The organism is Nocardia sp. NPDC058640, assembly GCF_042716995.1.
Taxonomy (GTDB): Bacteria; Actinomycetota; Actinomycetes; order Mycobacteriales; family Mycobacteriaceae; genus Nocardia.
Window position 1 is genome coordinate 185137 of sequence record NZ_JBHXRG010000001.1, and the last position, 26741, is coordinate 211877.

24 protein-coding genes are annotated in these 26741 nt (G+C 66.5%); 12 read left to right on the forward strand and 12 right to left on the reverse strand.

From position 1 onward, the window contains the following. Window positions 1–73: 73 nt before the first annotated feature. From ACFWU5_RS00940 to map, 4 genes are all read right to left on the reverse strand, one after another. Entirely contained in the window at window positions 74–637 is a 564-nt protein-coding gene (locus tag ACFWU5_RS00940) for an alpha/beta hydrolase (protein ID WP_379265696.1), read from the reverse strand. 224 nt (window positions 638–861) lie between these two features. Beyond that, window positions 862–1644, reverse strand: coding sequence for a metallophosphoesterase (locus tag ACFWU5_RS00945; RefSeq protein WP_379265697.1), 783 nt, complete (start codon window positions 1642–1644; stop codon window positions 862–864). A gap of 119 nt (window positions 1645–1763) precedes the next feature. Continuing rightward, a complete protein-coding gene (locus ACFWU5_RS00950; protein WP_379266193.1) occupies window positions 1764–3332 on the reverse strand; it encodes a cobyric acid synthase in 1569 nt (522 codons plus the stop codon). Between the two features lie 8 nt (window positions 3333–3340). Then, window positions 3341–4204 carry a type I methionyl aminopeptidase gene (map, locus tag ACFWU5_RS00955; protein WP_379240769.1) on the reverse strand — a complete coding sequence of 288 codons (864 nt, stop codon included), beginning with the start codon at window positions 4202–4204 and terminating at the stop codon, window positions 3341–3343. Between the two features lie 23 nt (window positions 4205–4227). Here map and ACFWU5_RS00960 point away from each other — a divergent pair, with 23 nt between their 5' ends. From ACFWU5_RS00960 to fdhD, 7 genes are all read left to right on the forward strand, one after another. Next, window positions 4228–5160 (forward strand): LysR substrate-binding domain-containing protein, encoded by a 933-nt coding sequence (locus tag ACFWU5_RS00960; protein WP_379240768.1) that lies wholly within the window; start codon window positions 4228–4230, stop codon window positions 5158–5160. Between the two features lie 248 nt (window positions 5161–5408). Continuing rightward, the gene (locus tag ACFWU5_RS00965) at window positions 5409–6806 is read left to right on the forward strand and encodes an OFA family MFS transporter (RefSeq protein WP_379265698.1); all 1398 of its coding nucleotides are present in this window, start codon (window positions 5409–5411) and stop codon (window positions 6804–6806) included. 33 nt (window positions 6807–6839) lie between these two features. Then, window positions 6840–6974 carry a hypothetical protein gene (locus ACFWU5_RS00970; protein ID WP_379240766.1) on the forward strand — a complete coding sequence of 45 codons (135 nt, stop codon included), beginning with the start codon at window positions 6840–6842 and terminating at the stop codon, window positions 6972–6974. 10 nt (window positions 6975–6984) lie between these two features. Then, window positions 6985–7458, forward strand: coding sequence for an NAD(P)H-dependent oxidoreductase subunit E (locus tag ACFWU5_RS00975; protein ID WP_379265699.1), 474 nt, complete (start codon window positions 6985–6987; stop codon window positions 7456–7458). Beyond that, entirely contained in the window at window positions 7455–9011 is a 1557-nt protein-coding gene (locus ACFWU5_RS00980) for a formate dehydrogenase beta subunit (protein WP_379265700.1), read from the forward strand. Before ACFWU5_RS00975 ends, ACFWU5_RS00980 begins: the two co-directional genes overlap by 4 nt. Window position 9012: 1 nt before the next feature. Next, window positions 9013–12015: a formate dehydrogenase subunit alpha gene (fdhF, locus tag ACFWU5_RS00985; protein WP_379265701.1), complete on the forward strand. Its 3003-nt coding sequence runs from the start codon at window positions 9013–9015 to the stop codon at window positions 12013–12015. A gap of 46 nt (window positions 12016–12061) precedes the next feature. Next, window positions 12062–12898: a formate dehydrogenase accessory sulfurtransferase FdhD gene (gene fdhD, locus ACFWU5_RS00990; RefSeq protein ID WP_379240762.1), complete on the forward strand. Its 837-nt coding sequence runs from the start codon at window positions 12062–12064 to the stop codon at window positions 12896–12898. 46 nt (window positions 12899–12944) lie between these two features. Here the strand turns inward: fdhD and ACFWU5_RS00995 are convergent, their stop codons facing one another. The 4 genes from ACFWU5_RS00995 to ACFWU5_RS01010 form a co-directional block, all read right to left on the reverse strand. Further along, complete coding sequence (locus tag ACFWU5_RS00995) at window positions 12945–15221, reverse strand: FdhF/YdeP family oxidoreductase (protein WP_379265702.1); 2277 nt, start codon at window positions 15219–15221, stop codon at window positions 12945–12947. A 124-nt stretch (window positions 15222–15345) separates the two neighbouring features. Beyond that, window positions 15346–16308: an AAA family ATPase gene (locus ACFWU5_RS01000; RefSeq protein ID WP_379265703.1), complete on the reverse strand. Its 963-nt coding sequence runs from the start codon at window positions 16306–16308 to the stop codon at window positions 15346–15348. Window positions 16309–16312: 4 nt separating this feature from the next. Further along, entirely contained in the window at window positions 16313–16738 is a 426-nt protein-coding gene (locus ACFWU5_RS01005; RefSeq protein WP_379240759.1) for a ribulose bisphosphate carboxylase small subunit, read from the reverse strand. 10 nt (window positions 16739–16748) lie between these two features. Next, entirely contained in the window at window positions 16749–18212 is a 1464-nt protein-coding gene (locus ACFWU5_RS01010; protein WP_379265704.1) for a form I ribulose bisphosphate carboxylase large subunit, read from the reverse strand. 105 nt (window positions 18213–18317) lie between these two features. Here ACFWU5_RS01010 and ACFWU5_RS01015 point away from each other — a divergent pair, with 105 nt between their 5' ends. Further along, window positions 18318–19229, forward strand: coding sequence for a LysR family transcriptional regulator (locus tag ACFWU5_RS01015; RefSeq protein ID WP_379240757.1), 912 nt, complete (start codon window positions 18318–18320; stop codon window positions 19227–19229). Window positions 19230–19264: 35 nt separating this feature from the next. Further along, window positions 19265–20254 (forward strand): class I fructose-bisphosphate aldolase, encoded by a 990-nt coding sequence (locus tag ACFWU5_RS01020; protein WP_379265706.1) that lies wholly within the window; start codon window positions 19265–19267, stop codon window positions 20252–20254. Here the strand turns inward: ACFWU5_RS01020 and ACFWU5_RS01025 are convergent. The 3 genes from ACFWU5_RS01025 to ACFWU5_RS01035 all read right to left on the reverse strand — a co-directional run bounded on the left by ACFWU5_RS01025 (window position 20236) and on the right by ACFWU5_RS01035 (window position 22407). Beyond that, entirely contained in the window at window positions 20236–20421 is a 186-nt protein-coding gene (locus tag ACFWU5_RS01025; protein WP_379240755.1) for a hypothetical protein, read from the reverse strand. The genes ACFWU5_RS01020 and ACFWU5_RS01025 overlap by 19 nt on opposite strands. Window positions 20422–20551: 130 nt before the next feature. Further along, window positions 20552–21742 (reverse strand): GAF domain-containing sensor histidine kinase, encoded by a 1191-nt coding sequence (locus tag ACFWU5_RS01030; protein WP_379240754.1) that lies wholly within the window; start codon window positions 21740–21742, stop codon window positions 20552–20554. Continuing rightward, window positions 21739–22407 (reverse strand): response regulator, encoded by a 669-nt coding sequence (locus tag ACFWU5_RS01035; RefSeq protein WP_379265707.1) that lies wholly within the window; start codon window positions 22405–22407, stop codon window positions 21739–21741. The genes ACFWU5_RS01030 and ACFWU5_RS01035 overlap by 4 nt, the downstream gene beginning before the upstream one ends. Window positions 22408–22543: 136 nt before the next feature. On the opposite strand from ACFWU5_RS01035, the gene rpe reads away from it, so the two are divergent. The 3 genes from rpe to ACFWU5_RS01050 are packed head-to-tail and all read left to right on the forward strand — an operon-like array spanning window position 22544 to window position 25838. Then, window positions 22544–23239, forward strand: a complete 696-nt coding sequence (rpe, locus tag ACFWU5_RS01040; RefSeq protein WP_379265708.1) for a ribulose-phosphate 3-epimerase — start codon at window positions 22544–22546, stop codon at window positions 23237–23239. Beyond that, entirely contained in the window at window positions 23239–25152 is a 1914-nt protein-coding gene (tkt, locus tag ACFWU5_RS01045; RefSeq protein ID WP_379265709.1) for a transketolase, read from the forward strand. Before rpe ends, tkt begins: the two co-directional genes overlap by 1 nt. Then, window positions 25149–25838, forward strand: coding sequence for an HAD-IA family hydrolase (locus ACFWU5_RS01050; RefSeq protein WP_379265710.1), 690 nt, complete (start codon window positions 25149–25151; stop codon window positions 25836–25838). Before tkt ends, ACFWU5_RS01050 begins: the two co-directional genes overlap by 4 nt. 16 nt (window positions 25839–25854) lie before the next feature. Here ACFWU5_RS01050 and ACFWU5_RS01055 read toward each other — a convergent pair whose 3' ends face one another. Further along, window positions 25855–26730: a phosphoribulokinase gene (locus ACFWU5_RS01055; protein ID WP_379240749.1), complete on the reverse strand. Its 876-nt coding sequence runs from the start codon at window positions 26728–26730 to the stop codon at window positions 25855–25857. Window positions 26731–26741: the final 11 nt, after the last annotated feature.

The following is a 26741-nucleotide window of genomic DNA, read 5'->3' on the forward strand; positions in this document are numbered from 1 at the left end:
GGTTGATCACCACGCTGTGATGGCGGCATCGCCCGAGAGGCCTGCGCCACCACAGCGTGGTGATCTTGGTCGACTACCAGAGGCTGGTGCGCAGCACGATCTCGGTGGCGAGTTCGTGGCCTGCTTCGGTGGCGATGTTGTCGACTTCGAGTGGGACTACGCGGAATTCGCCGTAGACGTAGCGGCCCGACGCGTCGGCGGTGGCGCGCGGGAGGCTCTTGGTGACCAGCATGGTGACCGGGAGCTCCAGGGGTGGGCAAGTCGCGTCGGGGATGGTGCCGTCGGCGCCGGGGACGGCCGGGTGGCCGTGGTCCGCCACGACCAGGCTCATGAACCGCCCGAATCGTCCCGCGCATACCCTCCAAGCCAACTCCGCGCCCGTGCCACGTCCGGCGACGTTCACATAGGGCATCTCGAGCTCGTCGAGAATCGCGAGCACCCCCTGGGGATCCAGGCCGCCCGCGGACTCCACGACCACGGTCTGCAACTCGGATTCGTGCAGCCGCGCGCACACCTTGTCGAACACGTCGGCAGGGTCGTCCGCATCGGGAAGCAGCAGCACATTGTGCCGCGAAGTTGGGCCGTCGACCCGCACTGTCCAGGCCTGGTCACCGACCGTGATCTGCCGAGATTTCATGCCGGGTTACGGTACACGGCCCCGCTGAACCGCACAGGTTGTTCCGCTGCGACCGGCCAGCCCCGACACCCCCGTGTACTGGCCTTTCACCGCCCCGGACACAAGAATTGACAGACCTGTCACAACCCGCCGCTGCACACGGTGAGGCGAGACGGCCCGCACACCACACGCTGGTAGCGACGGACCGCACGCGAGGAGCAGGCAGGACCCCGGCTTCCGACAGGTCAGAGCCGACGCCCTCGCGCTACCGGTAGGTCCGCCAGGTCGACAACCATCAGATTCTCGGTCAGCTGACCACCGTCCATGTCCAGAACGTGCACATCGGTCCGGTACCCGTGCGCCGGATCATCAAGGGTTGTGTCGAGGCGGCAGTGATAGTGCCCGGCGAACAGGCTCCCCGGCGCAACGACATCGACGACCCGCCGCAGAAGCTCGCGATGCTGTTGCGCCGCAGCGATTTCCGAGTCAGGGAACCCATGCGGATTGCCCTCGATACAGGGAATGTGGACGCCGTCCGGGACGTCATGACAAAGCATCACATCCGCGGGCCCACCGTTCGCCGCTTTCGCCGCCTCGAACAGCGTGATGGTTTCCCGTTCCCACCACTCACCCCGCGCCCGCCACAACCGATCCACCGAATGCGCGCCGCCCAGCGCGAGAAACGTCACCCCCGACCACGACCATCGATAAGTGCGCGGCAGGTAGAAGATGTTCGGGCGCAACGCAATCGCTGTACATCCATGCTCGTGTTCGCGCGGGTCGAGGTAGTCGTAGGAGTCGTGATTACCCGGCACGAACCCCATCAACAGCCCGGTGTCCTCGAGCGCCCGCTGCACCCGCGCAAGGAAGTTCGGCGCGAACTTATATCCGAGATCACCGACGTGCAGGATCGCTCGAGCCCCCTGCTCAGCCGCGTACCGAATCGCCCGATCAGCCCAAAAGCTGTTGCCATGCCAGTCCCCCGCACAAACGATCCGAGCCGGGGTGAGCCGTTCCCAGTCATTCACGCTCCGCGCCTTTCGATGTCATCGACGTGGCAACTGCCGACTACGTTCTACCAGGCACGATCCGACCCAGTCGCCCCATTTTCCGCCAGGGGCTCGGCGGCGCTTCGGGAGTGAGCCGGTCAGGGTTGCCGTGGGTCGAGGAGGGCGGTGGCGATGGTGGGGAGGGTGGTGGGGGCGCCTTGGTTGATCAGGGATTCCAGGGCGGGGAGGTCTAGGTGGGTTTCTATCAGGTCGGCCAGTAGGTCGAGTTGGGTTGTGCGGGTGGCGGTTACCGAGGTGGTGGGGGCGGGGGTGAAGCCGGGGCGGGCTGCTCGGGTGGCTACTTCGGTGAGCCAGGTTCGGCGGAACTCGTCGGATTCCAGGAGGCCGTGGACGTGGGTTCCCCAGATTGCTTCGCGTGCACTGCCTTCGGGGGTGCCGTCGATGGTCAGCCAGGCGGGGTCGGCGGTGCGGGTGACTCTGCCGTGGTGGATTTCGTAGCCGTGCACGGGAATCGAGGCTGCGGTGCCGTGTACCTGGCGGGCGATTTTCGGGTTGGCGAATTCGATGTCGAGGTCGAGTACGCCGAGGCCGGCTGCGGTGTGGGGTGCCACGTCAGCACCTGCGGCCAGGGTTTGCGCCGCGCCGTGCTCCACGCCGTCGACGATGCGGGTGCCCAGCATTTGGTACCCGCCACAGATGCCCAGGATCGGGCGTCCCGCTGCCGCGCGGGCTCGGATGGCCTCACCTAAACCGTTGGCGCGCAACCACTCCAGATCCGAGACCGTGGACTTGCTGCCGGGGATCACCACGAGGTCGGCGGTGGTGATCTGGTGGGGGCTGTCGGCCCAGCGGACCGAGACGCCGGGTTCGCAGGCCAGGGCTTCGATGTCGGTGGAGTTGGAGATGCGGGGTAGGCGGATGGCGGCGACGGTGAGCCAGTCGGTGCCGTGCGGTGGGGACGGGCGGCCGACGGTGGCGCCGGAGATGGTGCCGAGGGAGTCTTCGGCGTCGAGCCAGAGGCCTTCGGCGAACGGGAGGACGCCGAGGGTGGGGCGGCCGGTCAACGCCGTCAGTTGGTCCAGGCCTGGTTGCAGCAGCGATACGTCGCCGCGGAATTTGTTGATGATGAAACCCGAGATGAGTTGCTGGTCTTCGGGTTCCAGGACGGCGACGGTGCCGAACAGATGCGCCAGGACCCCGCCCCGGTCGATGTCGCCGACGACGAGGACGGGGATGTCGGCGGCGCGCGCCAGACCCATGTTCGCCAGATCGGTTGCCCGGAGGTTGATTTCGGCAGGCGAGCCCGCGCCCTCACAGATCACCACATCGAATTCGGCTCGCAGCGAAGCCAATTCAGCAGCGACGACCTCGCGTAGCTCCTGTCGACGCGTGAAATAGTCACGCGCGCCAACAGTTCCGACCGCCTTACCCCGAACCACCAACTGCGAACGCCGATCACTACCGGGCTTCAACAGCACCGGGTTGAACCGCACACTCGGCTCCAACCCACACGCCCGAGCCTGCAACGCCTGCGCCCGCCCGATCTCCCCACCATCGAGGGTGACCACCGAGTTGTTGGACATGTTCTGCGCCTTGAACGGCGCCACCCGCACCCCGCGCCGCGCGAGCATCCGGCAAATACCCGCCACCACAACGCTTTTCCCGGCGTCGGAGGTAGTGCCCGCGATCAGCAGTGCGCCACGCAGGGGCGTGCTCACGGCAGCGTGAGAATCTCAGCGCCCGTCTCGGTGACAACCAACGTGTGCTCGAACTGCGCCGTCCACTTGCGGTCCGCGGTCACCACGGTCCAACCGTCATCCCAGATGTCGTAGTCGATCCCACCGAGGTTGATCATCGGCTCGATCGTGAACGTCATGCCGGGCTCGATCACCGACTCGATGTTGGGCTGGTCGTAGTGCAACACCACCAGACCGCTGTGGAAGGTGGGCCCCACACCGTGCCCGGTGAAGTCGCGCACCACCCCGTATCCGAAGCGGTTGGCGTACGCCTCGATGACGCGGCCGACCACGTTCAGGGCGCGACCCGGCTTGACAGCTTTGATCGCCCGGTTGGTGGCCTCTTCGGTGCGCTCGACCAGCAGCCGCACTTCCTCGTCGACATCGCCGGCCAGGAAGGTGCGGTTGGTGTCGCCGTGCACGCCGTGGATGAACGCGGTGACGTCGATGTTGACGATGTCACCGTCTTCGATCACCGTGGAGTCGGGGATGCCGTGGCAGATGACCTCGTTCAGCGAGGTGCAGCAGGACTTGGGAAAGCCCTTGTAGCCCAGCGTGGAGGGGTAGGCGCCGTGGTCGCACATGTACTCGTGGGCGATGCGGTCGAGTTCGTCGGTGGTGACGCCGGGCGCTACCGCCTTGCCCGCTTCGTCGAGGGCCTGCGCCGCGATCTTCCCCGCGATCCGCATCTTCTCGATGGTCTCGGCGGTCTGCACCCAGGGCTCGTTGCCCTCGTTCGCCGTCTTCTTCCACACGTATTCGGGGCGCTCGATGGAGCGCGGGACGTCCCGGATCGGCGACTGGGTACCGGGAACTAGTGGCTGACGGGTGCGAACGGACATGCCTGCAGTGTATCTATGGGCTCATGCTGCTGCGTCAGATGGAGTACTTGATCGCGTTGGCCCACGAGCAGCACTTCGGTCGCGCGGCCGAAGCGTGTCATGTGTCGCAGCCCGCGCTGTCGGCGGGCATCCGCAAGTTGGAAAGCGAATTGCGGGTGCAGATCGTGCAGCGTGGGCAGCGATTCGGCGGCTTCACCGCGGAGGGCACCGAGGTGTTGGAGTGGGCGCAGCGGATGATCGCCGAGCAGGAACAGTTGCATTCGACGCTGTCGGGGATGCGCGGGGGCCTCACGGGTGTGTTGCGGATCGGCGCGATCCCCACGGCGTTGACCGCGGCGTCGCTGGTGACCACGCCGCTGCATCTGCGGCATCCGATGGTGCGGTTCTCGCTGGAGTCGATGTCGTCGCGGGAGATCGCGACCCGGCTCAACGACTTCGATATCGATATCGGGATGACCTATGTCGACGGTGATCCGTTGGGCCGGGTGCGGGTGGTGCCGCTGTATCGCGAGCGCTACCTGTTCCTGACCCCCGCCGACGGTGAGTTCGGTGGCCGCGAGTCGATCAGCTGGGCCGATGCGGCGACCGCGCCGCTGTGTCTGCTCACGCCGGTGATGCAGAACCGGCGGATCCTGGACGGGCATTTCGCCGAGGCGGGTGCTCGGATCGAACCGGTGGTCGAGACAGACACTGTTTCCGCGATCTACGCTCATCTAGAGTCGATGGGACTGTCCAGTGTCATCCCGCACGCGTGGTTGCACAGTTTCGACATCCCGCGGGGAGCCAAGCTGCTGTCGATGCCGCAGCCGCGCCGATCCTTCCATGTGGGACTGGTACTGGCCGGTAAGGACCCCCGGTCGATCCTGGCGCGCACGCTGGTGGACACGGTCGGCGAACTCGATATCGCCGGTGAGCTGGACCGCGGTCTGGCCCGCGTGCTCACACACGATTTCTGATAACTGACGCTTATCAATTCATCGAAAATGAAACTTTGACGCTGATCACACTGCGGCCGCACTATTCACAACACGGGACGGCGCGGCGCGATCAGCGGCGCAGCGCGGCCCGCTGACCGGCAGGTGATCATGAGCAGGGTTCGACGTCGAAACACCGATGGCCGCAACGCCGTCGGTGTTTTGTGCCGCCTCGCCACAGCCACCGCACCGGTGACCCATTACTGAGGGACACCTCGAGGAGGTGCGCAGTGCCTGCGCTTACTTTTCTGGACCGGGAGCACACGATCGCTCCCCTCGGCTACAGCCGGTGGCTGATTCCACCGGCCGCGTTGGCCATCCATCTGTGCATCGGTCAGGCGTATGCGACCAGCGTCTATAAGGACGCGTTGGTCAAGCATTTCGATTCCAGTCTCACCGCGATCGGCCTGATCTTCTCGATCGCGATCGTGATGCTGGGGCTGTCGGCGGCGATCTTCGGCACCTGGGTGGATCGGGTGGGCCCGCGCAAGACCATGTTCGCCTCGGCGTGTTGTTGGTCGTCGGGCTTCCTGGTCGCCGCGGCCGGTATCGCCACCGAACAGTTGTGGCTGGTCTATCTCGGTTACGGCTTCATCGGCGGCATCGGTTTGGGCCTTGGCTACATCTCGCCGGTGTCGACGCTGATCAAGTGGTTCCCCGACCGGCCGGGTCTGGCGACGGGCATGGCCATCATGGGCTTCGGTGGTGGCGCGATGGTCGCCGCACCGTTGTCGCGGGAACTGTTGGCGCGCTTCGGCGGTGCCGCGGCCGGTGGCGACGCGGTGATGAAACTGTTCATCACGTTGGGCATCGCGTACTTCATCGTGATGATGCTGGGTGTGTTCACCGTTCGGGTGCCCGCGCCGGGTTGGAAGCCCGACGGCTTCGATCCGAAAACGATCGCGGCGAAGCCGATGGTGACCACCGCGAATGTGTCCGCGGCCAATGCGATCAAGACGCCGCAGTTCTGGTTGCTGTGGGTGGTGTTGCTGTGCAACGTGACCGCGGGCATCGGCATTCTCGAGCAGGCCGCGGACATGATCCAGGACTTCTTCCGCAACGGCGACGGCGTGTCCACGGTGAGCGTGTCGGTGGCGGCCGGGTTCGTGGGCTTGCTGTCGGTGGCGAACATGGCGGGCCGGTTCGTGTGGTCGAGCACCTCGGACTATCTGGGCCGCAAACCCACGTACATGATGTACCTGGGCGTGGGCATGGCCGCGTATCTGACGCTGGCGCTGATCGGTTCGAACGCGACCGCGCTGTTCGTGATCCTGTGCGTGATCATCATTTCCTTCTACGGCGGCGGTTTCGCCACGGTGCCCGCGTATCTGCGCGATCTGTTCGGCACCTTCCAGGTCGGCGCGATCCACGGCCGACTGCTCACCGCCTGGTCGACCGCGGGTGTGCTCGGGCCGCTGATCGTGAACCGGGTGCTGGACGCCCAGGGCGAACCGGGGCATCTCATGGCCCGCGACTACCGACCCGCGCTGTTCATCATGGTCGGTGTGTTGGCCGTCGGGTTCTGCGCGAACCTGCTGGTCCGCCCGGTCGCCGCGCGCTGGCACGAGAAGCAGCCGGTCACCGATGCCGCCGACGGCGCTGCCCCGCCGGCCGCGGTTCGCACCTGAAATCCCTTGGCGCGCACGTAAGGAGCTCCGATCATGACCGAAACACATACTCCCGCACCGCACAGCTACCGCACGCAGCTGGTCATCTCCTGGCTCGCTGTCGGAATACCGCTGGCCTACGGGATTTTCAACGCGGTGAAAGCCGCACTCAAACTCTTCAGCGGATAGAGGGGACCCGATGCAAGACACGACCGGACAGCTGGCCGACCTGGTCAGCACGGTGGCCGACAAGCACCGCGACGATCGCGGGCCGCTGCTACCGATCCTGCACGACCTGCAGTATCTGCTCGGCTATATCCCGCCCGAGGTCGTCGGTCTGGTCGCGACCGAACTCAATCTCTCGCGGGCCGACGTGCACGGCGTGGTGACGTTCTACAAGGACTTCCGCGCCGAGCCGGTGGGTCGGGTCTGCGTGCAGGTGTGCCGGGCCGAGGCCTGCCGGTCGGTGGACTCGGAACAGCTGGCCGGTGACCTGGAGCAGTGGCTGGGCACCAAGACCGGGCAGACCACTCCCGACGGCCGGATCACCTTGGATCAGGTGTTCTGCGTGGGCAATTGCGCGCTGGGGCCGTCGGCGTTGATCAACGGACAGGTATACGGCCGGCTCGACCGAGACCGCGTCGCGCAGATCGTGCTGGCGGAGGAAGAATGAGCAAGGTCACCAAGGTCTATGTCTCGCGCGACTCCGCCGCCGCCTCGGTCGGGGCCGACGAGGTCGTGATCGGGTTGTACTCGGCGGCGTCGCGGATCGGCCGGGAGATCACCGTGGTGCGCACCGGCACCCGCGGGATGCTGTGGCTGGAACCTTTGGTCGAGATCGAAACCGACCGTGGGCGAGTGGGTTTCGGGCCGGTGCGACCCCAGGACATCGACGACCTGGTCGAACTGGGCATGCTCGACGGTCTGCCACATGAGCTGAATCACGGTGTGGTGGACGATCTTCCGTGGATGCGCGAGCAGCAGCGACTGTGCCTGGCTCGCGTCGGCGTCACCGATCCGCTGTCGCCTACCGACTACGTGGCACACGGCGGCCTGGCCGGGCTGCGCCGCGCGTTCGAGCTCACCCCCGCACAGGTGATCGAGGAAGTCACCGAGTCCGGGTTGCGCGGGCGCGGCGGCGCCGGGTTCCCGGCGGGGATCAAGTGGCAGACCGTGGCCGACGCCGAGGGTCCGCTGAAGTTCGTGTGCTGCAACGCCGATGAGGGCGACAGCGGCACCTTCGCCGACCGGGTGGTGATGGAGGGCGACCCCTTCAGCCTGCTCGAAGGCATGACCATCGCCGCGTACGCGGTCGGCGCGAGCGAGGGCTACATCTACCTGCGGTCGGAATACCCGGACGCGGCCTCGGTGCTCGAACAGGCCATCGAGATCGCCCGCAACCAGGGCTGGCTGGGCACCGACATTCTCGGCACCGGTTTCACCTTCGACATCCACCTGCGGATCGGCGGCGGCGCCTACATCTGCGGCGAGGAGACCTCGATGCTGGAAAGCCTCGAGGGCAAACGCGGCATGGTGCGCCCGAAACCGCCGATCCCCGCGATCAGCGGCTTGTTCGGCAAGCCGAGCGCGGTCAACAATGTGCTCACCCTGGTGAGCGTGCCCGCGATCCTCGCCGACGGCGGAAAGGCTTACGCGGCACTGGGTGTCGACCGTTCGCGTGGCACCCAAGTGTTCCAGCTGGCCGGAAACATCGCGCGCGGCGGGGTTTTCGAGTCCGCGTTCGGTATCTCGCTGCACGATCTGGTTTACAGGTACGGCAACGGCACCCGTTCGGGTCGGCCGGTGCGCGCGGTGCAGGTCGGCGGGCCGCTGGGCTCCTACCTGCCGGCCGACAAACTGGACCTGCCAACGGATTACGAGGCGTTCGGCGCGGCTGACGCGATGCTGGGGCACGGCGGGATCGTGGTGTTCGACGACACCGTCGACATGGCCGGGATGGCGCGTTTCGCGATGCAGTTCTGTGCCGAGGAGTCGTGCGGCAAGTGCACCCCGTGCCGGGTCGGCGCGGTGCGCGGGGTCGAGGTGATCGACCGCATCACCGGCGGTGTCGATACCGACGGCAACCTCGCCCTGCTCAACGACCTGTGTGACCTCATGGTGAGTGGATCCCTGTGCGCGATGGGCGGACTCACCCCCAACCCGGTTCGCAGCGCGCTGCTGCATTTCCCGGAGGACTTCACCCCCGCACCACCCGAGGAGACCTGAGATGACACTCCTACCAGAAAGAGATCTCGGCACGCCGGCACCACCGTCGGATGCCGCCCCGATCACTGTCGACATCGACGGCCTGCCGGTGACAGTCGGCGAGGGCACCTCGGTGATGCGCGCCGCCGCCCTGGCCGGTATCGACATTCCGAAACTGTGTGCCACCGACAGTCTCGACGCGTTCGGCTCGTGTCGGCTGTGTCTGGTGGAGGTCGACGGCCGACGTGGCACGCCCGCGTCGTGCACGACCCCGGTGACCGAGGGGATGCGGGTGCGCACCCAGACACCGCAGCTGGAGAAGCTGCGCCAGGGTGTCATGGAGCTCTACATCTCCGACCATCCCCTCGACTGTCTGACCTGCCCCGCGAACGGCGATTGCGAACTGCAGGACATGGCGGGGGTGGTGGGGCTGCGTCAGGTCCGCTACGGCTACGAGGGTGAGAACCACCTCGACCTTCAAAAGGACACCAGCAACCCGTATTTCGATTTCGATCCGTCCAAGTGCATCGCGTGTTCGCGCTGTGTGCGCGCGTGCGGCGACATCCAGGGCACCTTCGCGCTGACCATCGAGGGCCGCGGGTTCGATTCCAAAGTGTCGGCGGGAGCGGGCGAGTCGTTCGTGGACTCCGAATGTGTCTCCTGTGGCGCGTGTGTGCAGGCGTGCCCGACGTCCACGCTGCAGGAGAAATCCGTAGTGCAGCTGGGCATTCCGACGCGCACCGTGTCGACCACCTGCGCGTACTGCGGTGTGGGTTGCTCGTTCAAGGCCGAGCTGCGCGGCACGGAACTGGTGCGGATGGTCCCGGACAAGAACGGCGGCGCCAACGAGGGCCACGCCTGTGTGAAGGGCCGCTTCGCGTTCGGTTACGCCACGCACCCCGACCGGATGCTCGAGCCGATGATCCGGGAGAAGATCGCCGACGAGTGGCGAGTCGTGGACTGGGACACCGCGATCGGCTATGTCGCCGAGAAGATGCGCGCCATCCAGGACCGGCACGGTGCGGGTGCGATCGGCGGGATCAGCTCCTCGCGCTGCACCAACGAGGACGTGTATGTCGTGCAGAAGATGGTGCGCGCGGCGTTCGGCAACAACAACATCGACACGTGTGCGCGAGTGTGCCACTCCCCCACCGGATATGGGCTCAAGCAGACCTTCGGTGAGTCCGCGGGCACGCAGGACTTCCGGTCGGTCGCGAAGGCCGATGTGATCGTGGTGATCGGCGCCAACCCCACCGACGGGCACCCGGTGTTCGCGTCGCGGATGAAGCGACGGTTGCGCGAGGGCGCGAAGCTGGTGGTAATCGATCCGCGTCGCATCGACCTGGTGCGCTCGCCGCATATCGAGGCCGCGTACCACCTGCCGTTGCGGCCGGGCACCAATGTCGCGGTGGTGAACGCCCTGGCGCACGTGGTGGTCACCGAGGGCCTCGTCGACACCGAGTTCGTGAACAGCCGCTGCGAGGACTTCGAGGAATGGGCGCGGTTCATCGCCCAGCCCGAACACAGTCCCGAAGCCGTCGCCGACCTCACCGGCATCCCCGCCGCGGACCTGCGCGCGGTCGCCCGCCTGTACGCCACCGGCGGCAATGCCGCGATCTACTACGGCCTGGGTGTCACCGAGCACAGCCAGGGTTCCACGATGGTGATGGGCATGGCGAACCTGGCCATGGCCACCGGCAATATCGGCCGCGACGGGGTGGGCGTGAACCCGCTGCGCGGGCAGAACAATGTGCAGGGCTCGTGCGATATGGGGTCGTTCCCGCACGAACTGCCCGGCTACCGGCACGTGTCCGACGATGCGGTGCGCGAGGTGTTCGAAAGCCTGTGGCGGCGACCGATTTCCGCCGAACCGGGCCTGCGGATTCCGAACATGTTCGACGCGGCCATCGACGGCACGTTCCGTGGCCTGTATGTGCAGGGCGAGGACATCGCCCAGTCCGACCCGAACACCAAGCACGTGTTCGCGGCCCTGGCGGCACTGGATCTGCTGGTGGTGCAGGACCTGTTCCTCAACGAGACCGCGAAGTTCGCGCACGTATTCCTGCCGGGCACTTCGTTTTTGGAGAAGGACGGCACCTTCACCAATGCCGAGCGGCGGATCAACCGGGTGCGTCCGGTGATGGCGCCCGCCACCGGCAAGCACGAGTGGCAGATTCCGTGCGAGATCGCCAAGGCCATGGGTTACCCGATGGATTACGACCATCCCAGTCAGATCATGGACGAGATCGCGGCGCTGACACCGACTTTCGCTGGAGTGTCGTTCGCGAAGCTGGATCAGGTGGGCAGTCTGCAGTGGCCGGTCACCGCGACCGCGCCCGACGGAACACCGATCATGCATGTCGACGAATTCGTGCGTGGCAAGGGCAGATTCGTCACCACCACGTTCGTGCCGACCAGCGAACGGGCTACCCGCCGGTTCCCGCTGATCCTGACCACGGGCCGAATCCTGAGCCAGTACAACGTGGGTGCGCAAACTCGCCGCACCGCCAATGTGGTGTGGCACGCCGAGGACATCCTCGAAATCCACCCGCACGACGCCGAGGTCCGCGGCATCACCGACGGCGCTCAGGTGAGCCTGGCCAGCCGGGCAGGCGAAACCCGTTTGCACGCGGTGATTTCCGATCGAATGCCGCCGGGCGTGGTGTACACGACGTTCCACTACCCCACCACCGGGGCCAATGTCGTGACCACCGACAACTCCGACTGGGCCACCAACTGCCCCGAATACAAGGTGACCGCCGTGCAGGTGGCCCTGGGTTCGCCGTTGCGCGACGCCTCGCATCGCGAGCACCTGCCCGAGGCGATGCGGCTGGCCACCGAGATCGCCGCCCAGTTCCGTGACCTGCCGCAGCAGGAGGCGGCGTCGGTGATGGCCACGCATATTCGCAAGTACTGGGACCCGCGGATGCGAGACCAGTTGCGCGACCAGGTGATCCGTGCGGGCGCGACCTGCGACGCACACGTGCGGGCCACCGCCGAACTGCTCGAAGTGCCCGTCCGCTGACGAGCACCGCACGTCCGGAGCCGGCTTCGGGAGAATGGAGTACACAGTGGGGCGAGTGACCGCGCGGCGACGGGTGCTGCGCATCAGAGACGGTCAGTACTCCGAACGGCCCGACACCCTGGTCGCCGAGGAACCCCTCGAGATCAGGGTCGGCGGCACACCGTTGACGATCACGATGCGCACGCCCGGTGCGGATTTCGATCTGGCGGCGGGTTTCCTGGTCAGCGAAGGGGTGGTGCGGTCGCCCGACGACATCGCCACCATCCGGTACTGCGCGGGCGCCACCGACGACGGCAGCAACACCTACAACATCGTCGACGTGGTGCTCGCGCCCGGCGTGGCCCCGCCCGATGCCTCGTTGGAACGCAATTTCTACACCACGTCCTCGTGCGGGCTGTGCGGTAAGGCCAGCCTGGACGCGGTGCGCACCCACACGACCTGGTCGGTCGCCGACGATCCGATGCAGAGCACCGCCGGGGTGTTGTCGACCCTGCCCGAACAGTTGCGCGGCGCGCAGCGGGTCTTCGACACCACCGGCGGCTTGCACGCGGCCGGGCTGTTCACCGGGTACGGCGAATTGCTGTGCCTGCGTGAGGATGTCGGCCGACACAATGCCGTGGACAAGGTGATCGGGTACGCGCTGCAGTCGGGGATGCTGCCGTTGCGCGGCACGATCCTGATGGTGAGCGGTCGGGCCTCGTTCGAGCTGGTGCAGAAGGCGCTGATGGCGGGTATTCCGATGCTGGCCGCGGTGTCCGCGCCGTCGTCGCTGGCCGTGGATCTGGCGCACGACAACGGGTTGACGCTGGTGGGTTTCCTGCGCGGCTCGTCCATGAATGTCTACACGGGCGCGATGCGCCTGGCGCAGCACGCGGTCATGTAGGCCACCGTTTCGGCCCGATCAATGGCGACCGGGCCGAAATGCGGTGTCAGCCAACCGGTTCCAGGCGAACGATGATGCCCTTGGAGGTCGGCGTGTTGCTGATGTCGGCCACACTGTCCAGGGGTACCAACACATTGGTCTCCGGGTAGTAGGCAGCCGCCGATCCGCGACTGGCCGGATACCCCACCGCGACGAACTTCTCCGCCCGACGCTCAGTGCCGTCCTCCCAGATGCTCACGATGTCGACCACGTCCCCGTCGGCGATGCCGCGTTCGGCGAGATCGTCCGGGTTGACCATCACGACCCGACGCGCATCGTGAATGCCGCGGTAGCGATCGTTGGCGGCGTACGGAATCGTGTTCCACTGGTCGTGCGACCGAAGTGACTGCAGTACAAGGTATCCCGGCGGCGGTTCGATCATGTCGAACCCGTTGCAGGTGAACTCGGCCTTACCGCTGGCGGTGTTGTAGATGCCCTCGTTGACCGGATTGACCAGCAGCATTCCGCCCGGCTGACCGACGCGGGCATTGAAGTCCTCGAACCCCGGCACGACCCGGGAAATCCGGTCGCGCACGGTGCCGTAGTCGGCGATGAACTCCTCCCACGGAATCGTGGACTGCTCCCCCAGCGTGGCGCGCGCCAGCCGCGAGATGATCGCGACCTCGCTGAGCAGGTCGGGCGAGGCCGGATCCAGACGTCCTCGCGACGTGCGGACCTGGCTCATCGAATCCTCGACGGTGTAGAACTGCTCACCGGTGGCCTGGATGTCGCGGTCGCTGCGACCCAACGTGGGCAGGATCAGAGCCGTCTCCCCGCACACCGTGTGCGAGCGGTTGAGCTTGGTGGAGATCTGCACCGTCAGCGAGCACTTCCGCAAAGCGGCCTCGGTGACGTCGCTATCGGGCGTGGCGCGCGCGAAATTGCCTGCGACACCGACGAATACCTTCGCCTCGCCGTCACGCATGGCCCGAATCGAATCCACCGCGTCCAGCCCGTGCTCAGCGGGCGGGGTGAAGTCGAACTCCTTACCCAACGCGTCCAGGAACGACTGCGGCACCCGCTCCCAGATGCCCATGGTGCGGTCGCCCTGCACATTGCTGTGCCCGCGCACGGGACACACCCCGGCGCCGGGTCGGCCGAGATTGCCGCGCAGCAGCAGGAAGTCGACCACTTCGCGAATGGTGGGAACGCCGTGCTTGTGCTGGGTCAAACCCATCGCCCAGCACACGATGATCTTCTTGCTGCCCAGCACCTGCTGGTGCACGGCCTCGATCTCTTCGCGCGTCAAACCGGTCGCGGTGAGCGTGTGCTCCCAACTCACCTGCCTGGCGTAAACGGAGAACTCGTCGAAACCTGTTGTCTGCGAGGCGATGAACTCGCGGTCCAGCACCGTGCCCGGCGCGGCGTCCTCGGCTTCCAGCAGCAGCTTGTTCAGCATCTGAAACAGCGCGAGGTCGCCGCCGGGCCGGATCTTGAGGAAGATGTCCGCGATCTCGGTGCCGCGCCCGATCACCCCGCGCGCCTTCTGCGGGTTCTTGAACCGGATCAACCCGGCCTCGGGCAGCGGGTTCACCGCCACGATCTTGCCGCCGTTGCGTTTGGTCTGTTCCAGCGCCGACAGCATCCGCGGATGGTTCGTGCCGGGGTTCTGGCCGACGACGAAGATCAGGTCCGCTTCGTAGATATCGTCAAGGGACACAGTGCCTTTGCCGACACCGATGGTCTGCTGCAACGCGGAACCGCTGGACTCGTGGCACATGTTCGAGCAGTCGGGCAGGTTGTTGGTGCCGTACGCGCGCGCGAACAGTTGCAGCAGGAACGCGGCCTCGTTGTTGAGCCGGCCCGAGGTGTAGAACAGCGCCTGGTCGGGGGTGTCCAGGGAGCGCAGTTCGCGGGCCATCAGATCGAGGGCTTCGTCCCAGCCGATGGGCTCGTAGTGCGTGGCGCCGGGGCGCTTCACCATCGGCTCGGTGAGCCGACCCTGCTGGTTGAGCCAGTAGTCCGACATCGTGTCCAGCTCGGCCACGGGATGTTCGGCGAAGAACTGCCTGGTCACGCGACGGGTGGTGGCCTCGTCGTTGATGTGCTTGGCACCGTTTTCGCAGTACTCGTTCAGGTGCCGGTTCTTCGGCTCCGGCCACGCGCACCCCGGACAGTCGAATCCCTTGGTCTGATTGATGTTCAGCAGGGTCAGCGCCGTGCGGGCCGGGGAGTTCTGCGACAGCGAGTATTCGATCGCGTGCACTACCGCGGGTACGCCAACCGCCCAGGTCTTGGGCGGGGTCACGCGCAGATCGTCTTCGGGGTCCTCGATCGAGGTCATGTATCAGCTTCTTTTCAGTTCGACATCTGTGATCAAAGGCTTCTCACAATGCTCACCGATGTCAAAGTGGAAAGCCCGATCGCCTGATAGGTACAGGTTATCGGGCCGCCCACTTTCCTTGCGATTACTCGAAAATGCTGCTGCCGTAGACATCTTCGGCGGTCAGCGTGATCAGGTCGGCCTTGCCCAGCGGCCGGTCCAGCGCCACCAGCCGTCGTGCCTGCCGCAGTCGACAGCGTTCGATGGCGTTGCGCACGCTGCGCGCGTTGGAGAACCGTGGCTGTTGCATCCGCAACGTCAGGTACTCCGCGAACGCCTTGTGCGCGTCGTCGTCGAAGGCGAACCCCTCCGACTCCACCATCAGACCGGCGATCTGGGTCAGCTCCGCATGGTCATAGTCCTCGAACGTGAGATGGTGCGGCACACGGGAACTCAGGCCCGGATTGGCGGAGAAGAACGTGGCCATCCGGTCGGGGTAGCCGGCGAAGATCACCACCAGGTCGCCGCGTTCGTTCTCCATCTCGGTGAGCAGGATCTCGATGACTTCCTGCCCGTAGTCGCGTTCGTTCTCCGGCCGGAACAGGTAATAGGCCTCGTCGATGAACAGCACGCCCCCCGCGGCGCGCGCGATCGCCTCCTTGGTCTTGGGTGCGGTGTGGCCGATGAACTGGCCGACCAGGTCGTCGCGGGTGACGGTGTGCACGCGCGGCGCCCTGATGTACTCGAGGGCGTGCAGGATCGCCGCCATCCGCAGGGCGACCGTGGTCTTGCCGGTGCCGGGGCCGCCGGTGAAACTCATGTGCAGCGTGGGTCGTGTGGTGGTCAGGCCGAACCGGCGCCGGGCCCGGTCGACCTGCAGCAGTGAGGCGATCTCGCGGACGCGGCGTTTCACCGCGGCCAGGCCGACCAGCTCGGCGTCGAGTGCGGCCAGGGTGTCGGTCACCCTGGCCGCGGCCTCGTCGGCCGAGAGATCGAGCACCTCGTCGTCGCCGAGAATCGCGGGTTCGCGCGTTTCCTCGTCGACGGCGGTGTCGGTCGCGCCGTGCACGCCCGGCCGGTGGAACCCGAATCCCTTTGGTGTGTCCATCAGTTCACTCGCCCGTGTACCGATCGCCGGTGGGACGGGCGGTGGCGTAGGACTTCACCGAGTACCGCTGGGTGCGGTCGGGTCCCTCCACGCGTTCGAGCAGGAAGCCCGGTTCGTGCGCGGGGCGCTGGACCAGGAACGACATCGCGGTGGACTGTCGACCCAGGGTGGCGTCGTAGGCCAGCAGGCGAATGTAGTGCTGCGGGAAGGTGGCTCGGCAGTCCGCGAGTTGGGCGAGCACGCCGTCGGGTTCGGTCAGGTCGAACATCGGCAGCCCCCACATCTCCCAGTAGACGTTGCGGGGGTGCGGGTCGTCGGTGTATTCCAGCGAGACCGGCCAGCCGTGGTCGAGGGCGTATTTCACCTGGGCGGCGATCTCGTCGTCGGTCAAGTCGGGCAGGTAGGAGAAGGTGCCGTAGCGCAGTTTCATCGGGTGTTCCTTAGATCGAGGGCACCGGGGTCGCCACCACGTCGGGCGCGTCGGTGCTGGTGTAGTCGAAGGTGATGTCGCCCCAGGTGTCCAGGGCCGCCTGCAGTGGTGCGCAGTGCTTGGCCGCGTTGCGCAGCACGCCCGGGCCCTCCAGGAGCAGATCGCGACCTTCGTTGCGCGCCTTGACCATTGCCTCCAGCGCGACCCGGTTGGCTTCGGCGCCCGCGGCGATGCCGTAGGGGTGGCCGATGGTGCCGCCGCCGAACTGCAGGATCACGTCGTCGCCGAAAAGGTCCAGCAGCTGGTGCATTTGGCCTGCGTGGATGCCGCCGGAGGCCACCGGCATCACGCCGGGCATGGAGATCCAGTCCTGATCGAAGAAGATGCCGTTGCCCAGGTTGGCGGGAACGTCGTTGTCGCGCAACGTGTCATAGAAACCACGCGTGGTCGCCGGATCGCCTTCGAGCTTGCCCACGACCGTGCCTGCGTGCACGTGATCGACACCCATCAGTCGCGACCACTTCGCGATCACCCGGAAGCTCACGCCGTGGGTCTTCTGGCGCGTGTAGGTGGAGTGGCCTGCCCGGTGCAGGTGCAGCAGCACGCCGTTCTCGCGCGCCCAGTGCGCCATGGACTGGATGGCGGTGTAGCCGATGGTGAGGTCGATCATCACCACGACGCTGCCGAGTTCCTTGGCGAAGTTGGCGCGCCGGTACATCTCCTCCATGGTGCCCGCGGTGACGTTGAGGTAATGGCCCTTGATCTCGCCGGTTTCGGCCATTGCCCGGTTCACCCCCTCCATCGCGTAGAGGAAGCGGTCGCGCCAGCGCATGAACGGCTGGGAGTTGATGTTCTCGTCGTCCTTGGTGAAGTCCAGTCCACCGCGACAGGCCTCGTAGACCACGCGCCCGTAGTTGCGCGCGGACAGGCCGAGCTTGGGTTTGATGGTGGCGCCCAGCAGCGGTCGACCGTACTTGTTGAGCATTTCGCGTTCCATGACGATGCCGTGGGCGGGGCCCTGGAAGGTCTTGGTGTAGGCGACGGGGATGCGCATGTCTTCCAGGCGCAGGGCCTTGAGCGGCTTGAAGCCGAAGACATTGCCGATGATCGACGAGGTCAGGTTCGCGATGGAGCCTTCCTCGAAAAGGTCGATGTCATAAGCGATGTAGGCGAAGTACTCGCCGGGCCGACCGGGAACCTGGTCGACCTTGTACGCCTTGGCCTGGTAGTGGCTGTTGGCGGTGAGCCGGTCGGTCCACACGACAGTCCAAGTGGCAGTGGAGGATTCGCCTGCCACGGCGGCCGCGGCCTCGATGGGGTCGACGCCGTCCTGCGGGGTGACACGGAATACGGCGAGCACGTCGGTGTCTTTGGGGACGTAATCGGGGTTCCAGTAACCCATTCCGGCGTAACTCTGCACGCCCGGATCCCAGCGTTCTTTGGTGACTGGTCCCTCGTTCTCGATCGTGGTCATCGCCGTTCCTTTCGGTCACGCCTGGAGAAGCTCTTCCAGTGTGTGGGCGCGATTGTTCAACGACAATGGAATGTTTCCTGTGAACTGTTAAGGCATAATTGAACGATGTTCGCCAGCCCGGACCTGCCCGCCGCCGCCACCTGGGGTCGGTTGCGCACGTTTCTCGCCGTGTACGAGACCGGCAGTGTGCGGGCGGCGGCGGAAACACTGCATGTCACGCCGCCTGCGGTGTCGGCGGCGATCACCGCGTTGGAAGAGGCTTTGGGCACAAGGCTTTTCGGGAAGTCCGGGCGTGGGATCGTGGCGACGGATTCGGGTGAGATCTTCGCGGGGTACGTGCGAAAACTGCTCGGACTGCTGGCCGAGGCGGCGGGGGCGGTGCACGATGCGGACCGGGGGCGGGTGCGGATCGGGGCGGTGGCCACGGCCAGTGAGTACGTGCTGCCCGCGCTGATGGCGTCGTTCGCACAGGCGCATCCGCATGTCGAGCTGTCGCTGTCGGTGCTCACGCGCGGGGAGCTGTTCGCGCGCGCGGCCGATCATGTCTTCGATATCGCGTTGGCGGGGCGGCCGCCGACGGGGTCCGGGCTGGTCACGGCGGCGCGGCGGGCGAACCGGTTGTTGCTGGTCGGGCGGCCGGGACTGCTCGATGACCCGCTCACGCTCCCCTGGCTGCTGACCGGTGTCGGGTCCGGTACGCGCGATACCGCGCTGTCGTTGCTGAGCCGGCTACAGGCCGCGCCCCCGCTACTCACCCTCGGCACGTCGGGCGCCGCCGTGGCCGCCGCGCGCGAGGGACTCGGGGTCACCCTCGTGCACGAGGAGGCCGCGCGCGAGCAACTCGCCTCGGGCGAACTGGTCGCCTACGACCTGCCCGGAACACCCCTCGACCGGCCGTGGCACGTCTGCACAACCCCGGAACCGACCTCGGCGACCCGGTTGTTCGTGGCCCATCTGTGCGATCCGGACCAGGTGGGCGCTGCCGCGTTTCACACCCGCTCTCGCCCGAAGGGGTGAGGACGGCGGTCGCGGGTGCCGCGATGCTGGTCGTCATGACGACACTTACCGCCACCGCCCTCGCCGATATCGCCCGACAGCTGACCAGCGGCGGCCGCGGCATCCTCGCCGCCGACGAGTCGATCAAAACCATGTCATCGCGCCTGGAACAGGAGGGGATCGCCGCCAGTGCGACCGCCCGGCGCGACTACCGCGCACTGCTGCTCACCGCCGCCGACCTGTCGCAGTGCATCAGCGGAATCATCCTGTGCGACGAGACTTTCGGCCAGGATCTCGCCGACGGGCGGCCGTTCCCGATCGCGGCGCGCGAACTCGGGATCCTGCCGGGGATCAAGGTCGATACCGGCACGTCTCCGCTGCCGGGTCAGGGTGGGGCGCTGATCACCGAGGGTCTGGACGGCCTGGGTGCGCGGTTGGCGTCGTACGCACAGCGCGGTGCGGCGTTCGCGAAGTGGCGGGCGGTGTTCGACGTGCACACGATCACGCCGTACTCGGCGCGGGCGAACGGGCAGGCCCTGGCCAGGTACGCGGCGCTGTGTCAGCAGCACGGCATCGTGCCGATCGTGGAGCCCGAGGTGCTGTGCACCGGCGATCACGACCTCGCGGCGTCGGCGGCGGCCACCTCGCTGGCGTTGGGCGCGGTGTTCGAGGCGCTGGTCGATGCGGGGGTGCAGCTGAGCGGGATCGTGCTGAAGCCGAACTTCGTCACGCCGGGGCTGGACGCCTCGCCGGTTCCCGCGGCCGAGGTCGCGGCGGCCACGTTCGCGGTGTTGAACGAACACGTGCCTGCCGAAGTCGCCGGGATCGCGTTCCTGTCCGGTGGGCATCCGACCGCGAACGTGTGCGCATTTCTCAGCGCGCTCGCCGCGGATGATCGTCGACCGTGGCCGGTGACGTTCTCGTTCGGTCGCGCGCTCGTGAGCGCCGCGCTACACACCTGGGCGGGATCGCCGGCCGAAGTCACTGCCGCACAAGGGGTTCTGCTCGACAACTGCGCAGCCGCGGCTCAGGCTGCGGCGGAATAGCCGAACAGGCGGGCGACGAAGGCGCTGGGCGGGCGTAACCGCAATACGGGTCGCGTGCCCACTCCCCCGGGGATCGGCTCTTCGACGATGTCGACCAGCCATCCTTGGGGTAGGGCGCGTTGCATCCGGGCGGCGTGGCGCTGCATCGGGGTGCTCGGATCGGTCATGTACCTACCCCTTTCTGGGAGTCCGACCGGGGGGACCTGTCGGTGATCTCATTCCAGGGTATGACCAGTCTTTCCGCAGGTCACGACCAAAAACGGCAATTGGGGGCGCGGAGGGGTGGAGTTAGGGACGCTAGGGGAAAAGCCCCGGCGAGCGAACGGGCAGCTCCACCAGGACGGTGGTCCCACGTCCCTGCATCGACTCCACGCGCAGCGAGGCTTCGATGATGGCGCAGCGTTCGGCGATCGAGGTCAGGCCGAAGTGTTGTTCGCCGTCGAGGTCGGCGGCACGGTTCGCGCGACGTTCGGCGTGGTCGAAACCTTCGCCGTCATCGGAACATCCGAGCACGATCGAATCACCGACCCGACGCAGGGAGACCACAATTCGTTGTGCCCCAGCATGTTTCACCGCATTCGCCAGGGACTCCTGCGCGATGCGGTACAGCGTGGCGGCCGCGTGGTCGGGGATGTCGTCGATGGCGGCGGTGGGGTCGACGAGGAATTCGATCTCCGGTGGCCCGTCGCCGCTGACCGTGCGCACCAACGATTCGATCGCGGCGACCAGGCCGAGGTCGTCCAGGACCAGGCTGTGCAGGCCGGAGATGGCGGCGCGGGTCTCGTTGTAGGCGAAATCGGCGAGCTCGCGGGCGCTGACCAGTTCGGCGCGGGCGCGGGCGAGGTCGCGCAGGCTGGCCTCGTCGGTGACGTCGACGTGCGCGACCAGTTCCGACACGGTGAGGTCGGCGGCGGACAGGTGGAACGACATCGAGGCCAGGGCGGTGGTGACGCCGTCGTGCAGGTCGAAGGCGATGCGCCGGCGTTCGGCTTCCTGGGCGGTGATCGCCTGCTCGACGAGACGGTCGCGTTCGGTGCGTTGACGATGGACGGTGCGGAACAGGCGCTGCGCGTGCAACCACAGGCCGAGCACGGCGGCGTAGTGCTGCGCGCCGTCTAAATCCTGCTGCCCGAAGGGATTTCGCGGATCGCGATGCACCGCCAGCACGCCGACTATCTCGCCCTCCAGTCCCGGCAAAGGCAGGCACATGCGCGCGAGGGTCTGGTGGGGGTCCAGTCGTAACAACCTGCGGTGCAAGGCATTTCGCGGCGAGTCGTTGTCGATCAGCACGGGTTTGCGAGTACGAGCCACCAGCCCGGTCACGCCGAACCCCACCTGCAGTCGCAGCGAACTCGCCGACGGATGCACCGGCCACATGTCGACGATGCTGAGATCCTGGCCGTCGATCGCGTACAGCAGCACACCGTCAGCGCCCAGCAGCGGCGCGAGCTCCGCCGCCGTAGGAACCGCGCCACCGGCGTAACTCACCGAAACAGCCCCTCCCGCAACGCAACCGCGATCGCCCCACTGCGATCGGACACGCCCAGCTTGCGATACAACCCGCGAATATGGGTTTTCACGGTGTCCTCACTCACCACCAACTTGCTCGCCACCGCACGGTTCGAATGACCGGAAACCAACAGCCCCAACACTTCTGATTCACGCTGCGTCAGCCCCAGGTGCGCCCCCGACCAGAACTGCCCCGCGTTGAGCCTGGCCGCCGCCAATGCCACCCGGCCGGCCAGCGACGCGTCGACCACCGTCTCCCCGTCCTGCACGCGCCGCAGCTGGGCGACGAGTTCGCGCCCGTCGACGCGTTTGAGAATGTAGCCCGAGGCGCCCACGCGCAGCGCCTGATACAGGTAGTGCTCGTCGTCGTACACGGTCAGCAGCACGACTTTGGTGTCGGGATATTGCAACGTGATCTGACGGCACAGATCCAGGCCACTGGCCTTGCCGATGCGCACGTCGCACAGCACGATGTCGGGTTGGTGTTCGGCGACCATCCGCAACGCGGCGGTGTCGGTGGTGGACTGGCCGACTATCACGACCTCGTCGGGAAAGTGGCCGAGCATGGCGTCGAGCCCGTGCAGCACCATCTCGTGATCGTCGACGAGCACAAGCTTCAACGGGGTCGGAGGTAACTCCGGCATCCCTCCACCCTACGGCGGGCGGGAGTCCGCGCTACCGGCATTGACGAGATCTCACCCGGACCTCCACCCCCGAGGGGGAGCCCCGAAGGTGCGCCGGTGCGGTCCGATGAACGGACCCGATCAGAAAGGCCGTGCCATGCCGCAGTCCCCAGTCCCCCGGCCGCTCATAGTGCCCTCGGTGTTGCCCGCAGATTTCGCTCGACTGGGTGAGGAGGTGCGTGATCTGTGCGCGGCCGGCGTCGACCGGATCCAATGGGACGTGATGGACGGTGTGTTCGTCCCCAACCTCACGTTCGGCCCCGCGGTGATCGCGTCCACGCGCGCGGACAGCACCGTCGGGTTCGAGGCGCACCTGATGGTGGTGAACCCCGACGAGCTGCTGCCCGAGTACATCGACGCCGGGTGCGAGCTGATCATCGTGCACGCGGAAGCCTGCACGCACCTGCATCGCACCCTGGCGCGGATCCGCGATCTCGGGGCGCGCAGCGGGGTCGCGCTGAACCCGCACACGCCCGCCGCAACCGTGGCCCACGTGTTGGCCGAGACCGATCTGATCCTGGCCATGACCGTGAATCCGGGCTTCGGCGGGCAGGCCTACATTCCGGCTGTCGAGCCGAAGATCGCGCAGTTGCGGCGGATGATCGACGAGTCGGGGCGGTCCATCGAGCTGGAAGTCGACGGCGGGATCACCGCCGACACCATCGGTGGCGCGGCTGCGGCGGGGGCTGATGTGTTCATTTCGGGGTCGTGGATGTACGGGTATCCCGAGGGCAAAGCGGCCGCGGTGAAGCGTTTGCGCGATGCCGCCACCACGTCGGGAGAGGCAGCCTGATGACCGATATCGCTTTCGTTCCGTCGGTGCAGACCGACCGGCTGGCCGTGGACACGCTGCGGTTCCTCGCCGCCGACATGGTGGAGGCCGCCCAGTCCGGGCATCCGGGGATGCCGATGGGGGCGGCGCCGATGGCGTGGACGCTGTGGAGTCGGCATTTACGTCATGATCCGGCTGACCCGCAGTGGGTTGATCGGGACCGGTTCGTGCTGTCCGCCGGGCACGGGTCCGCGTTGCTGTACGGGCTTTTGCACCTGTTCGGGTATGACCTGCCCGTTTCGGAGTTGCGGCGGTTTCGGCAGTTGGGTTCGGCGACGCCGGGGCACCCGGAGTACGGGGATACCCCCGGCGTCGAATGCACGACCGGGCCGTTGGGGCAGGGGTTGGCGATGGCGGTCGGGATGGCTTTGGCCGAGCGGATGACTGCTGCCCGGTTTCCCGAGATCACCGGGCATCGGACCTACGCGATCGTGGGTGATGGGTGCCTGATGGAGGGTGTCAGCCACGAGGTTGCTTCTTTCGCAGGGCATTTGGGGCTTGGTGGGTTGGTCGTGCTGTGGGACGACAACGAGATCACCATCGATGGTGCTGTCGGGCGGTCGTGTAGTGATGACCAGGTGGCGCGGTTCGCGGCGTATGGGTGGCATACCGAGGTGGTTTCGGATGGGACCGATATCGAGGCGATCGATGCTGCTCTGACCCGGGCCAAGGGTGATCCTCGGCCTAGTTTTCTGGCGGTGCGGACGGTGATCGGGCATGGGGCGCCCGGTGTCGCGGGGACGTCCAAGGCGCATGGTGCGCCGTTGGGTGCCGAGCGGTTGGCGCAAGCCAAAGACCTTGCGGGATGGTCGCTTCCGCCCTTTTCGGTGCCCGAGCAAGTTGCCGCGACGTGTGCGGCGTTGGCGGCTCTGGGTGGTGAGGAGCACGCAACCTGGCTCGACGAGTTCGCGGCCTTCGACGCTGTTGCGCCTTCGCGAGCCGCGGAGTTCCGACGTGCTCATGCACGACTGCTGCCTGAAACACTGTTGCCTGCACTGGAATCCGTCGTCGCGGGCGCACCTCGTGCCACCCGGCAGTCGTCGCAGGCGTGTTTGAACGCGGCACTGTCGACCATGCCGGAGTTGGTCGGCGGGTCGGCCGATCTCGCCGGGTCGACGGGGACGGTGTGTGGTGACGTGATCTCGCGCGATGACTTCGCTTCCAGCGCTATCGCTTTCGGTATCCGCGAGTTCGGGATGGCCGCGATTCTGAACGGGATGAGCCTGCACGGTGGGTTCCGGGTGTTCGGGAGCACGTTCCTGGTGTTCGCCGACTACCTGCGGCCGGCGCTGCGGTTGTCGGCGTTGATGAAACAGCCGGTGATCTATGTGCTCACGCACGATTCGATCGCGGTCGGTGAGGACGGACCGACGCATCAGCCGGTCGAGCATGTCGAGTCGCTGCGGGTGATCCCCGGCCTGCAGGTGTTGCGACCGGCCAACGATGCCGAGACCGCCCTCGCGTGGGAACTCGCACTGACCCGCACCGATGGGCCCACCGCGCTGATCCTGTCGCGCCAGTCATTGCCTCAGCTCGACATCCCCGATGCACCGACTGCCGCCTCTGTCGAAATCGTCGCTACCGGTTCGGAAGTCGCGTTGGCAGCGGCCGCCGCCGAGCAGTTGCGCGCCGAGGGATACACCGTGCGGGTGGTGTCGGCACTGGACCGGTCCCGCTTCTCCCCCGACCCCGCCGCGCACACGATCAGCCTCGAAGCCGGCAGCACGGCAGGCTGGGCGGGTCTGGTCGACTTGGCGGTCGGTATCGACGAGTTCGGCCACAGCGGTCCCGGCGACGAAGTCATGGCCCATCACGGCTTCACCGTGGCGGCCGTGCTCGACCGCATCCGCGAATACCTGCACGGCACACCATGACCGAACTTCGAGCAGTGATCTTCGATGTCGACGGCACGCTGGTCGACAGTGAACGAGACGGCCATCGGGTGGCCTTCAACACGGCCTTCGCCGAGGCGGGGCTACCCGACCGCTGGGACGTCGACGAGTACGGGGACCTGCTGAAGGTCGCCGGCGGCGCGCAGCGGCTCACATTCTGGTTCGAACAGCACGGTATGCCCGCCGGGCAGGCCCGGCATCTGGCACAACAGTTGCACCGCAACAAGACTCGGATCATGCGGCAGATGGCTGCGGACGGGCGCATCAGTGCCCGTCCTGGCGCGCGGGAACTGATCGAACGGCTGCGGGCGCGCGGTGTCCGGTTGCATGTCGCGACCACCGGCACCCGCGCCTGGGTCGAACCGCTGCTGAAGCACGCCTTCGGTGACCCCTTCGACACGGTCACCACGGGAACCGAAGTGCCCATCTTGAAGCCGAGCCCTGCGGTGTACCTGGACGTGTTGATCCAGACCGGGCTGTCCGCTGATCAGGTTGTGGCCGTGGAGGATTCAGCCAACGGTGTTCGATCCGCCGTGGCTGCCGGACTGCGGTGCGTGGCGGCGCAGAACGCCTACACACGCACCGACGACCTGTCCGCGGCGGTCCTGGTCGCCGACGGACTCGACGACCCGGAACTGGTGACATGGTTCGACGACCACCTCGCATGAGGTGGTCGTCGAATTATCAACGGCGGGAGCGGCTGCGTTCCATCAGCCGCAACAGCATCGGCGTGAAGATCAACTGCATGGCGAGGTCCATTTTCCCGCCCGGGCACACGATCGTGTTCGGGCGGGACATGAACGAGTCGTGCAGCATCGACAGCAGGTATGGGAAGTCGATGCCGTGCGGGTCGGCGAACCGGATCACCAGCATGGACTCATCAGGCGTCGGGATCGTCCGTGCGACAAATGGATTCGATGTATCGACCACGGGAACCCGCTGAAAATTCACGTGGGTGCGGGAGAACTGCGGGCACATGAAGTTCACGTAGTCGTGCATGCGGCGCAGGATCGTCTCGGTGACCGCCTCGGTGGAGTAGCCCCGTTTGTCCTTGTCGCGGTGCAACTTCTGGGTCCACTCGAGGTTGATCACGGGCACCACCCCGATGAGCAGATCCGCGTACTGCGCGACGTCGACCTGGTCGTTGGCCACCGCACCGTGCAAGCCCTCGTAGAACAGCATGTCGGTGCCGGGGCGAATGTCCTCCCACGGGGTGAACGTTCCGGGCTCCTGGTTGTACGGTGCGGCTTCTTCCTTGTCGTGCAGGTACTTTCGCACCCGACCGGTCCCGTTCTCGCCGTAGCCGCGGAACAGTTTCTCCAGGTCCTCGAACAGGTTGGCTTCGGAACCGAAGTGACTGAAAGTGTGGTCGCCTTCGTCCAGGGCCCGAGCCAGTTCCTCCTTCATGCCGACCCGGTCGAACTTGTGGAAGCTGTCGCCCTCGACATACGCGGCATCGATGCCTTCCCTGCGGAAGATCTGATCGAACGTGCGCATCACCGAAGTTGTTCCGGCACCGGACGATCCGGTAATGGCGACGACGGGGTGCTTGGCGGACATGAAACTCCTCC

What these genes read in the sequence shown, in the direction of transcription:
- ACFWU5_RS00940 (WP_379265696.1), bottom strand. Translation starts at nt 637, where the DNA reads ATGAAATCTCGGCAGATCACGGTCGGTGACCAGGCCTGGACAGTGCGG.
- map (WP_379240769.1), bottom strand. Translation starts at nt 4,204, where the DNA reads ATGTCCGTTCGCACCCGTCAGCCACTAGTTCCCGGTACCCAGTCGCCG.
- ACFWU5_RS00960 (WP_379240768.1), top strand. Translation starts at nt 4,228, where the DNA reads ATGCTGCTGCGTCAGATGGAGTACTTGATCGCGTTGGCCCACGAGCAG.
- ACFWU5_RS00970 (WP_379240766.1), top strand. Translation starts at nt 6,840, where the DNA reads ATGACCGAAACACATACTCCCGCACCGCACAGCTACCGCACGCAGCTG.
- ACFWU5_RS00975 (WP_379265699.1), top strand. Translation starts at nt 6,985, where the DNA reads ATGCAAGACACGACCGGACAGCTGGCCGACCTGGTCAGCACGGTGGCC.
- ACFWU5_RS00980 (WP_379265700.1), top strand. Translation starts at nt 7,455, where the DNA reads ATGAGCAAGGTCACCAAGGTCTATGTCTCGCGCGACTCCGCCGCCGCC.
- fdhF (WP_379265701.1), top strand. Translation starts at nt 9,013, where the DNA reads ATGACACTCCTACCAGAAAGAGATCTCGGCACGCCGGCACCACCGTCG.
- ACFWU5_RS00995 (WP_379265702.1), bottom strand. Translation starts at nt 15,221, where the DNA reads ATGACCTCGATCGAGGACCCCGAAGACGATCTGCGCGTGACCCCGCCC.
- ACFWU5_RS01000 (WP_379265703.1), bottom strand. Translation starts at nt 16,308, where the DNA reads ATGGACACACCAAAGGGATTCGGGTTCCACCGGCCGGGCGTGCACGGC.
- ACFWU5_RS01005 (WP_379240759.1), bottom strand. Translation starts at nt 16,738, where the DNA reads ATGAAACTGCGCTACGGCACCTTCTCCTACCTGCCCGACTTGACCGAC.
- ACFWU5_RS01010 (WP_379265704.1), bottom strand. Translation starts at nt 18,212, where the DNA reads ATGACCACGATCGAGAACGAGGGACCAGTCACCAAAGAACGCTGGGAT.
- ACFWU5_RS01015 (WP_379240757.1), top strand. Translation starts at nt 18,318, where the DNA reads ATGTTCGCCAGCCCGGACCTGCCCGCCGCCGCCACCTGGGGTCGGTTG.
- ACFWU5_RS01020 (WP_379265706.1), top strand. Translation starts at nt 19,265, where the DNA reads ATGACGACACTTACCGCCACCGCCCTCGCCGATATCGCCCGACAGCTG.
- ACFWU5_RS01025 (WP_379240755.1), bottom strand. Translation starts at nt 20,421, where the DNA reads ATGACCGATCCGAGCACCCCGATGCAGCGCCACGCCGCCCGGATGCAA.
- ACFWU5_RS01035 (WP_379265707.1), bottom strand. Translation starts at nt 22,407, where the DNA reads ATGCCGGAGTTACCTCCGACCCCGTTGAAGCTTGTGCTCGTCGACGAT.
- rpe (WP_379265708.1), top strand. Translation starts at nt 22,544, where the DNA reads ATGCCGCAGTCCCCAGTCCCCCGGCCGCTCATAGTGCCCTCGGTGTTG.
- tkt (WP_379265709.1), top strand. Translation starts at nt 23,239, where the DNA reads ATGACCGATATCGCTTTCGTTCCGTCGGTGCAGACCGACCGGCTGGCC.
- ACFWU5_RS01050 (WP_379265710.1), top strand. Translation starts at nt 25,149, where the DNA reads ATGACCGAACTTCGAGCAGTGATCTTCGATGTCGACGGCACGCTGGTC.
- ACFWU5_RS01055 (WP_379240749.1), bottom strand. Translation starts at nt 26,730, where the DNA reads ATGTCCGCCAAGCACCCCGTCGTCGCCATTACCGGATCGTCCGGTGCC.